The following is a 10,096-nucleotide window of genomic DNA, read 5'->3' on the forward strand; positions in this document are numbered from 1 at the left end:
CCGGGTTATGCGGGTCAGTACTTCAGCCTATTATGCCTGGCAGAAACGACCAGGGCAGCTGATTAGCGCCCATGTGTTGCATCTCCATCGTCGTATGAAAGCGTTATTCAAGCAGAGCCGTGAGAGCTTGGGTAGCCGTGAAATGATGAAGAAACTACGTGAAGAAGGCATTGAAATCGGTCGTTACAAAGTGCGCAAGTTAATGAAAGGACTGAATTTAATAGTCACTCAGCGCATTGCTTATAAGGTAACGACCAAACGAGATCATCGTGATGACGTGGCAGATAACATGTTAAATCAGAACTTTAACCCTACTGACCCCAATCAGGTCTGGGCGGGCGACATCACGTACCTGAAGACCGGTGAAGGCTGGATGTATTTGGCTATTGTCATGGACCTGTTCTCACGTCGTATAGTGGGTTGGCATATCAGCAAACGAATGACTACAGACCTGGTCTGCAAAGCAATCATCATGGCTTATAACTTGAGGCAGCCGCCTAAAGGCCTGGTGTTTCACAGTGATCGTGGATCACAGTACACCAGTAAACGTTATCGTAAATTACTGGGCAGTTATGGTATACGAGCAAGCATGGGTGATGTAGGTGCCTGCTGGGATAATGCGGTGGTTGAGCGCTTTTTCGGTAGCCTCAAGCACGACTGGATCTTTAAAGTTGCTCAACCAACCCGTGAGCATATGAAAAAGGATGTAGCGGCTTACATGAAGTATTACAACCTGGAGAGGCTGCATACGGCGAATGGTGATCAGTCACCAATTAACTATGAAAATTCTCTAAAAAAAGTGTCCGGTTGGACTTGACCAGAACAGAGTTGTCCCCTTTAAACAGAACATAGTGTGTTCGTTTAAAGGGGACAACTCCAAAATCCCCTCGGGATTGACGATCTAATATGGATGTTCAATCAGTCGCGTTTATTCCTGGTTTGCGCCGATCAAATGCAAGTCGATGGCGATAAATGCAGGTTCATTTGCAGTTAATGCCGGTTTCCAGGACAGATAGTTGCAATTATTGCTGGCCCAAAATCGCACTGAATGCTGGTCGACCCAGTTTTAAATGCAGGTTGTTACACTTAATGGCCACTTGAAAGATTAAATTTCAGACGCATCCATAGTCTCGCAAATTATTTTTGGGGTGAGATTGCTCAACTCTTCATTTTTCAACGAAACCCTGTTCCACACAAATAACAAGTTATCAGCAGTCAAAGGTATTCTTGGCGCAAGTTTTGACAGGGCATGAAAGATGTCATTTCTATTTATTCTAACTAGCCTTCTGGCGGCATCAGGACTTGATTTAAGGAATTCACAAACGCCCGTACCAAGCGGTGCGGAAATCCGCATGCGAAGTACCGAATGTACAAGTCCGTCCCAATTCCTGCCTTTATAATGCTTATAAGCCAAATCGTCAAAAATTTTTCTCATACTCCACTCTGCTGTCTCAAGTGTGGCTAGAATCCCATTTAACCCGCGACTTAAATCATCCGATCCAATCCAGTCATTTTTTCTTTTATATCTAAGATCGTGTTCAACTTCGTGCCACCCCTCTGACAACACTGTCCTAATTTGCAACTCAAATGTGCGATCAATGGGTACACTTGTTGTCGGTGCACCAATGTCTCGAAAATAATCCGATGGAAGCTTGAATATTAAGTTGTACCTAGAAACAGAAAAAATCGTATCCACAGGGACGTCTATTGTGGAAGCACCGTTATCACATTGATATTTCATGCGAAGCACTTTATCTACTATTTTTATGTCTTCTTGAAAATATAGGACAATACGTATTCCAATGGAATCCTGTATTAATTTTCCATTTGGAGTGTATTTTCCAGGATTTGATTCCAGCTTTGCTTTTAAAGATGCCTCTGACTTTCCTCTTCCGAAAACGCGACACAATAAGCCAATAGACATTAATTCTTGTTCTATCTCTTTTCGAAGAATGTCTGTAACCCGCATAAACGATGAGACTGGAATCATTCTGCCTCCCTGAATATATCGTAGGCTTTATTAATATTTTCGATATTCAGAGAAATGAGATTTGATCTGCTCATCTCAGTCAGAATTCCTGCTTTGACAACTCGTTCAATTCCCGCATAAAGCTCAAGAGAATTAAAACCATCCATCGGTTGGCACAAATACTTCATTGGTTTGTAGATTGGCCTAGAAGGTTTTTGATCAAGTGGGTCGCCGGCCGGCCAAAACCTTTTAATTATGGATTTCTCGATAAGTCTTTCATGGTCAGGCGCCGAGGGGGCGGATAGTTCGGAGGGCAAGTTACTTAATTGAGAAATAATTTCAGGAGAACTAGTGCCGCCCAAAATATAAATTGAGCCAATAGATCCGTCATCAACAACTTCACAATCAAAAAACCTGCAATTAATAAATGTGACGTCCTCCAGTCCAGACTTAATAAACCTACATTTCTTAAACGTTGAATCACTAAATTGAAAAGATTTTATTTTTCTTGATCCTATATCTACTAATGAAAGATCAAGATCATCAACAGAGTCATTTCTCAAGTCATCTGGTAAATTCCCCATTAAGTCTGTGGAAATTTCAATTCTCGCCACTGTTTCAATATATGGCAAAGAGCCCTTTAGGCCGTTGAACAAAATTTCTCTTGATGATTGAGTTCGTGGAACATAAGATTTAACGGCAGGCTCTATGAATCGGAGATCATCCCCTAGCCAACTGGAGTCTGAAATGATGTTTTCGGCAACATAGTTTCCCAATGAGAAATCATTAACGAATCCGATCTTTTCTGATTCGGTCGAGCTTCTATCGAAAAGGGCGTGGCTAGCTAGTTTATTCGCAATCTCCTCTCTCGTTGGCTTGTCGCTGCTTGAATATTGATTGCGTGCTGACTCGATTTCCTTGCTGCATTTTTCGAGAATTGTTTTTATTATGTAGTCTCTATCCTCGGCAGTATATCCATAGGCAATCATATCCTCTGCTATTCGTCGAAGTACATCTTCTTGTATTTTAATTGTCATTCTAAGATCTTGGCGCTCTCGCTCACGATCCAGCATATACTCAAAATAGCTTTGAACTATGCCCTCTGGATTATTTGAAGTCTGACGAAACAATTCATCATCAATACATCTCAAATATGAAAGCAAAACCGGATTAGCAATAGCATCCAAATCAAGACCGGAGTTTCTTAAAGGCTCAATACGTTCATATGGCAACCAGTCATTTATTTTTGGTTCTTGAATCCTGATTCGGACTACAGAAAAGTCATTTGCATGACTTTCCAGCCATTGATGAAATTCATCGCCGTCGAAGAGAATGGTGCGGCGTGTTGTTATGATTATTTTTGCCTTTCCGGTTAAGAGCTCGCTAATGGTCTCTAGCATTGGCTCTTTGTTGTCAAATTCCTCGCCATCTTCTCCTTTGCGAAGTAGCTCATCAAAACCATCTAAAATTACAGAAATTCTTCCGTTCTTTATTTCTGTTTGAACTAGTTTTGAACTGAGAAGGGGGAATGTTCTATCTATTTCATCGAGCAAGATATAACGAAATATTCTGGCCTGTCTATTTCTGGATAGCTCCGCGTATAGAGGGAGTTTCCCTGTGCTGGTAACTAGGAGTTGAGAGATTTCTTGTGCTGTGCATGTCTTCCCAAAACCAGCTGCGGCTTCTATTAGGAAAAGGATTGGTCTATCTTCTTCTATTCTGGATAAAATTTCTTCCGGTGCAGTCTTTTGGCCCTCTTTCCCATTTATATGGTATGGTGCTTTTATATACTCGTATTTTGCTTTTTCGCCGTAAGATCTAACTAAGCTAGACGCAAATTTCTTATACTCATCTGCTAGGCGATGGCGGGTTGTTTTAACAGAAAAAAATCCGTTGAAAAGCTCTTCTTCTGCCTTTTCTAGCGTTGTTGCGGTTCTTACACTGCATGCATATCCGGCAGCAGAGAGATCCTTAAATAAGTCATCAACAGATGCGTTAGGGTTTAGCTTTATTATTTCTGCATTGTCGAAGTATCCGGTTTTTAACGTAAAAACCAGCGATTCATCATTTTCTGTGGTGCTCGCAAGGTTAAAGCCATACCTCTTGTAGACATCTATTAGCGATGATTTTTCGCTCATATATGAACTCCTGTAAATTCAAAATTTCTCGTAAAGCTTACATGCCTTCATTCCAATTCCGTTCTGTCTTTGTTTCGAATAGTCTTATTTCATCTATTTCTTGCTTGATGCAACTTAGGCATTCATCAATGTTTTCGGGATCTATGTCGAAGTACGCGACGGCCAACAGTGTTAATGGATGCACATCCAGTACCTCGCATAGCTCCTCCACCTTTTTCAGGGTGAGACTTTTCAACCTGCGTTCTAGCGAACTCAGGTAAGTGCGACACGATACATTTGAGAACGCTTCTTGACTGATGCCGCGCGCCTTCCTTATCCGTCTTAGTGCTTCGGGCAACGATGGCTTGGCCGTCATGCTGGACTTCTCCCAAAATCCAAGATGACAACCGATTGTGCTCTATAGGGCTACAATTTATAGCGTTCATTGTATGAGCTTGTCCGTAGTCATGCTTGTACTGAAATCCGCATCAGTAGGTTTCTTCAAAGGCGGAGAACCTGATCCGTGTCTTTCCTGACTTCCGTACATCCGCCTTCGTGCCTCTACGCTTCTGCGCAAACGTAGGTTTGCGCATCTGTGCTTCCATGGGAAGGCGGGGATGCGGCTTGGTGGCTTCGTGCATCCGTGGGAGTGCAGCCATGACCTTGCGACGAGCGCGCGCCTGTTGGACCACGGCCGGGCCTGCGCTGCTGGTCAGGCCATTGACCCGTTGCCGGTCGTGCGGCGGCTGTCGGAATACCTGCGGCTGGCTGAGGACAACGTCTCGATCACCGATTGAGCAGTCACCGACAAGGTGGGCGCATTGTGTCTATTTCTGTCTGGTCTGTGACCCGTTCGGTCATGAAGCGGCAGTGTTGCACCGAAGCGGTGCCAGCCTGATCGAAACGGTCATGATGGGATCGTCTCAGAAAATGGAAAAATCGTACGCTAAGATCCACAAGCGCTCTAAGAACCTGTTTATATCTTCTGATTATCATTGCCATGAAGGCCAGATGAATGAACTGCAAGCTGGTGTTTAGTAGCCGCTCGCAATTCTTCCATAACCTTCGGTTCTTCTCCAACCAGGCAAAGCTACGCTTGACCCATTCCAGCAGTGTGGAGGGTACGCAGCCAATCTTCGGTGCAATTGATTCGACTGCTGCCCACAGCGATGGATACTCGCCGCGATGCTCCTGAACCAGGCGAACAGATCGTTCACGGACTTCGGGGGAAAACTTCGTTTGATTGCTCATGGCTTCATTCTCTCAATAATTGGAGCCTCCTCAAAACCCGGGGCAATTCATCTTTCAAGTGTGCTATCCATTTAGTGATCCTTGTGGTTAAGGGGTGATGGGGTGCCCCTGGATTTAGTATCAACGGTATTTTAGTAATAATCCTTGAATTTCCCCGTTATTAAGGATCTCCGTGCTTTTATCCGATTCTAGCTGCGCGCCTTGATCGCTGCTCTTGCTTCTGTGCCTGGTCGAGCTTCTGCACCTTCTCCTGCTGGCCAACATCGATCAACACTCTGCCTACGGCTGCATTGATCTGGCGCTTGACGCCTCCCTGGCCCAGCTCACTCTTGTGCGCCAGGTCGTTGAAATCGGTGTGCTGCTTCATCGTGGACAGCGCAGCGATCTGCGTGTCGCTCAACATCGACGCCTTGAGCATGGCTACCTCATCGTCGGCCAGCTCGATCTTTCCGGCAACGATGTCGGCAAGGCGCTGCTCGGCGCGCAAGTGGGTCTTGTAGTTGTCGGGCGTGATGACGGGCAGGTCGCGCGGGTAGGTGTTCTCCGATGGCGCAAAGATCGGGAAGATCGCCTTGCCACCCACGGACTGGGCGGCCACCTCGGCCTTTTCCCTGCCTGAATTGCTGCCGTGGGTCATAACCTTGTGCCGATCATCGTCGCCGGCGATGATGACCGGTTTATCTGGGAACTTGGCGTGCAGCGCCTTCGCCACGGCCTCAAGGTTACCGCTGTCGAACGCGGTAACCGTGGCATGGCCTATGGCTTCGGAAACCTGGGCCGCCGTGGCATAGCCCTCGGAAATGACCAACGCCGGCGCGGCCGCCAAGGCGTCCATACCGCCGACAGGATGGAAGCATCCTTCCTTCTTTGAATCCTTGGCGAACCGCTTGGTGCCGTCCTCTTGGATGTACTGCATCGTCCATTGTTTGCCGTCCACATCGAAGGCGGGGATATAGGTTGTCTGGCCGTCCTTGTCGGTCAGTGCCCCGGCCTGCGGCTTGATGCCCTTGGCTTCCAGGTACGGCGTCGGCTGCTCGATAGGCGTAAGGCTGGCCATCTGGCGGCCGACACGCTGGGCTGTGGCTTTCTGCTGCTGCTCCTGCTCGGCGGCACGCTCGGCAAGCTTGGTAGCGGCTTCGGCTTGCAGCTTGGCTTTTTCCTCGTCGCTCAAGGCATAGCCCTTGCTCCTCCAGATAATATCCGTGCCGGTCTTGTTGTTGATGATCCGGCCGGCCGGGTGGCCATCCAGGTGCCCGACATAGAAACCATCCAGGGTTCCAGACTTACCGCCGTCAACCGGCACGCGATGTTTCTTGCCGTCCATGATCGGATGGTCACCATCCGGCCGCTGTCCAACGAGCAGGCCTGCGCTGCGCATGGCTTGCGCGAACTCTTCCCTTGGCGTCATGGCCGGCTCTTGCTGGGGAGATACGTCCTCTGGGTTCCAGCGTTCCAGCTTGGCCATGTCGGCACGCTGGCCGGCATACCAGGATTTAGCGGCCTTATCCCAAAGCGCTCCGGCGGCCTTGGCCTCGCCACGTTCGGCGTAGGGCACGGCTAGATAGGTGCGGCCCTGGGTGGCTTTCTGGCCCTCGGCCTGGGTTTGGGGTGCTGTGGCCTCTGAAAGGGCATCTGTGGCCGGCGTAGCGGCTCCCTGCGCCCATTTGGCGAACAGGGCAGCATCAACACCCGCCGGCACGTACCAGGACTGTTGCTGGCGATCCCAGCGCGCCCCGAGCCCCTTGGCTTCGTCCTTCTCCTTGTAAGGCACGTTGATGTACTTGCGTTCGGGTTTCTCCTGCGCCGGCGCCGGCGCAGCCGCCGCGCCCTGGGCCTGGCTTTGCTGGTTGCGTTCAAGCTCGGCAATGTGGCGCTGCAAGTCCGCATCGTTGAGCATGGCGGACGCTTCGGCAGCCTTGCGGGCGTCTTTAGCGGCTAAAATGTCCTCATCGGTACTATTTGGGTCGCGGCGCACCCGCTCTTCATGCACATGAGCCAGCTTCACGCCTCGTTCTTTTTCATCGATCTCAGCCAGTGCATCCACTAGGCGCAGCCGTTCGGCCAGCAACTGAGCTTTTTCTTCGTTATCAAAATCGGCAACCCACTGGTGCAGCCCTGTTTCAAGCTGCACGTACACGCCCCAAAATTCAGGTTCAACGCCAAGGGAATAGGCGGCGGTTACATGTTTCTTGCCGTCCACGTCCTCGGTGACGTTGCCTTGCACCTGGATGCGTCCATTCCAGTCGGCAGGCAGGTCAATACCAAGCTGTTCCTTGGCCGTTTTCTGGAATGCCTGGCCATCGATTTCGCCGACATCTAATTGTTGGCGTGCGGAAGCGGTCTGTTCGATGCCCTGCACAACATCAGCAGGTAAAGAACTCAACAGGCTTGCCGCTTGGTCAGGTGAATCAGCTAGCATCTTGGCCTCCTGGCTTGAAACAGTTTCACGGGCTACGCGCACAGCCTCGTTCCACTCTTTGGAAGCGGCGACGAAAGCATCGGCAGCCGTCTGTACGTCCTGGTCGTCGTGGCTGATCTTATAGCGGTCGTCGCCGGCGTTGCTCTCGCCATAGGCGCGCACAAGCTCGCGCTGGAAAGCTTCGTCAGCGGCCTTCGCGGCCTCGTACTGGCTTGCCGTTAGCTCAACTACAGTCAAGGACTTGGCCTTCTGCTGCTGGGCTACTGCCGGCATGGCCACATCCTGCACCTGTGACTTATCTTGTTCATGTACCTGCTTCTGTTCGAAGGCCAGCACGTAATCGTAGATTTTCTCGGCGTCGGATGATGCCCGGAAAATTTCCAGGTGATCGTTTTGCAGCGCCTTGATCCAGGAGCTGACATAGGCGGCGTGCTGCTCGGGGTCGTGGCCAATGCCCAGCTCCACGCCCACGATCATCGAAGAAATCTCTGCCCGCAACTCTTCCTTGGCGTACCCCTCCGATCCAAACGGATGGGCAAGGTCACGGTCGAGGCGCGAAGGGTGGCCAGTCCAGTGCCCCAGCTCGTGCAAAGCCGCTGCGTAGTAGCGATCGGCGCTCTCGAACTGGCTTTTTTCCGGCAGGGTGATGCTATCGGTTGATGGCCGATAGAACGCCCGATCTCCGGCAGCGTGCGTGATCTTGGCCCCGGATACTTTCAGAATGTGCTCGGCCCGCTCTATGGCTTCCCATTGCTGTTCTGCCTTCGGCTTGATCTGCTGCGGGGGCAGGCCGTCGATCTGCTCGCCGTTGAACACGGTGGCAAAGATCAGTCGGGGCCGTTCGAGCTGGACGGTTTCCTTGACCTTCTGGCCGTTCGCATCGCGCACCGGCCGGCCCTGGTCATCGAGCTTATCTTGCTCTTCGCTATACTTCCAGTATTGAACCGACGTGCCTTTCTCGCCTTTGCGCACCTGTGCGCCTACGGCCTCGGCCTGTTTGTAGGTCATCCAACGCTGGTCTAAATAATTCTGTGATATTAGATGAAGGGCATTGATACCGCGATAGCGTTTACCTGTGATTGGGTTCATAGGAAAGATCGAACCAGCTGGAGCCGACTCCCACCGTCTCTGCCACGGAGCAGTGCCTTGTTTCAGTTGCGTGACCAGCTTTTCGGCGACAACCTGGGCAAACGATTTCTTTTCAGTTTTATCAGCCATCGGTTCGTTCTCCTTTTGGTTAGTTACTAGAACGACTTCGCGAGCCAGCGCCTCAAGCGCATCCATTCGCGTGTTAAGGTCGGTGATTTTTGAAATAGCGTCGTTGTTCGGAATGGCAAACCATTTTACGGAAACGATTTCGTTGTCGATGATGCCGCCCTTGATTGGGTCGGGATTGGAAAGCAATCCGTTCGGCTCCGCTTCCGTCCAGCCATCCGGGAGTGGAGCAGGTCGCTCGACATCGACCTTCGGTTCGTCGTGCTGGACGGTAGGAAGCGCCGCGTCCACATCCGCCGGACTGAACGGCTGCGATTCCCGCGTGTCATTCCCACGAACTTTCTGAAACAGGTCAACCACGGGTTTGGATACGGTGATGCGCTCGAACACGGGTAGCCCCACGTCGCCGGCGGGAATAAATACGCGCTCCTGCCAGTTGATGCGCTCGACGAAAGCGCCCTGCTGAGTAAGCACGCGCTTTTCGGCATCGGACAGCCGGCCCTTGACCTCGATGCGGTCTTCACGGTTGACGGTGGCCAGCGAGATTTCCCAGCCGTTCGACAGCACGGCTCGTTGCCCGGCCTGGATAGCCGCAAACAGTTCGGCGGGCGATAACTTCGCCGTCGCGGAATCCAGACCCAAGTTTTTCAGCGTTTGCTTGGCGGCTTCCTTGCCTAGTAAACGGCCAAGCAGTTGCTCGCCGTCGTCGGTCTGAAGGCGGTAAATGGTTTCAGAACCTTCAACACGGTCCCAAATCGGCAGAATGACGCCAACGAGCATACTCGTGGCGTTCGTTTCGGTTTTCGGTGCTGCTTCAAGCTGAGCTTTCCAAAGCCGTTCGGCCTCGGTTTCGTCGATCTGCCGGGTCAACGTCACTTTCATGGATGAGCCTTTCACAAGGCGATACTCCCAACCGCGATGAATGACTTCGGCGTTATCGATGTAGCGGTGCCCGTGCTTCTTGATACCGTAGATCACTCCGCGCCTAGTCAGCTCGCCCTCGGAATTCATCCGCTCGCCGCGGTCATCCCGCTGTTTGTCAAGGTAGTTGTCGTGTTCATCTACACGGCGACCTTTAAGTCACCCCCGTCCTTCTCTGGGTTCAGCCAGACTTGCTCTGGTAGA

General features: G+C 50.7%; 7 protein-coding genes and 2 pseudogenes. 3 read left to right on the forward strand and 6 right to left on the reverse strand.

Features of this window, described 5'->3' with window-relative positions:
- A partial coding sequence (locus BLV85_RS13230; RefSeq protein WP_090415710.1) for an IS3 family transposase occupies positions 1–817 on the forward strand: 817 nt, incomplete at its 5' end.
- A 288-nt stretch (positions 818–1,105) separates the two neighbouring features.
- Here the strand turns inward: BLV85_RS13230 and BLV85_RS13235 are convergent.
- From BLV85_RS13235 to BLV85_RS13245, 3 genes are read right to left on the reverse strand one after another with little or no spacing between them, the layout of a single operon-like run.
- A complete protein-coding gene (locus BLV85_RS13235; protein ID WP_090415711.1) occupies positions 1,106–1,990 on the reverse strand; it encodes a nucleotidyltransferase family protein in 885 nt (294 codons plus the stop codon).
- Positions 1,987–4,107 carry an NACHT domain-containing protein gene (locus BLV85_RS13240; protein ID WP_090415712.1) on the reverse strand — a complete coding sequence of 707 codons (2,121 nt, stop codon included), beginning with the start codon at positions 4,105–4,107 and terminating at the stop codon, positions 1,987–1,989. Before BLV85_RS13240 ends, BLV85_RS13235 begins: the two co-directional genes overlap by 4 nt.
- A 37-nt stretch (positions 4,108–4,144) precedes the next feature.
- A complete protein-coding gene (locus BLV85_RS13245) occupies positions 4,145–4,462 on the reverse strand; it encodes a helix-turn-helix domain-containing protein (RefSeq protein ID WP_090415713.1) in 318 nt (105 codons plus the stop codon).
- A 241-nt stretch (positions 4,463–4,703) separates the two neighbouring features.
- On the opposite strand from BLV85_RS13245, the gene BLV85_RS13250 reads away from it, so the two are divergent.
- The gene (locus tag BLV85_RS13250; protein ID WP_090415714.1) at positions 4,704–4,883 is read left to right on the forward strand and encodes a hypothetical protein; all 180 of its coding nucleotides are present in this window, start codon (positions 4,704–4,706) and stop codon (positions 4,881–4,883) included.
- Between the two features lie 184 nt (positions 4,884–5,067).
- Here the strand turns inward: BLV85_RS13250 and BLV85_RS15910 are convergent.
- From BLV85_RS15910 to BLV85_RS13260, 3 genes and pseudogenes are all read right to left on the reverse strand, one after another.
- Positions 5,068–5,187, reverse strand: a pseudogene (locus tag BLV85_RS15910) (IS5/IS1182 family transposase); the annotation flags it as partial.
- Positions 5,179–5,337 (reverse strand): annotated as a pseudogene (locus BLV85_RS15915) (IS3 family transposase); the annotation flags it as partial. The pseudogenes BLV85_RS15915 and BLV85_RS15910, both read right to left, overlap by 9 nt.
- Positions 5,338–5,515: 178 nt before the next feature.
- Positions 5,516–9,853 (reverse strand): zincin-like metallopeptidase domain-containing protein, encoded by a 4,338-nt coding sequence (locus BLV85_RS13260; RefSeq protein WP_245725224.1) that lies wholly within the window; start codon positions 9,851–9,853, stop codon positions 5,516–5,518.
- Between the two features lie 36 nt (positions 9,854–9,889).
- On the opposite strand from BLV85_RS13260, the gene BLV85_RS15525 reads away from it, so the two are divergent.
- On the forward strand, positions 9,890–10,096 hold a 207-nt coding region (locus tag BLV85_RS15525), incomplete at its 3' end, for a hypothetical protein (protein ID WP_218132849.1).

This window comes from Nitrosomonas halophila (assembly GCF_900107165.1).
In the GTDB taxonomy this organism is placed as follows: domain Bacteria; phylum Pseudomonadota; class Gammaproteobacteria; order Burkholderiales; family Nitrosomonadaceae; genus Nitrosomonas; species Nitrosomonas halophila.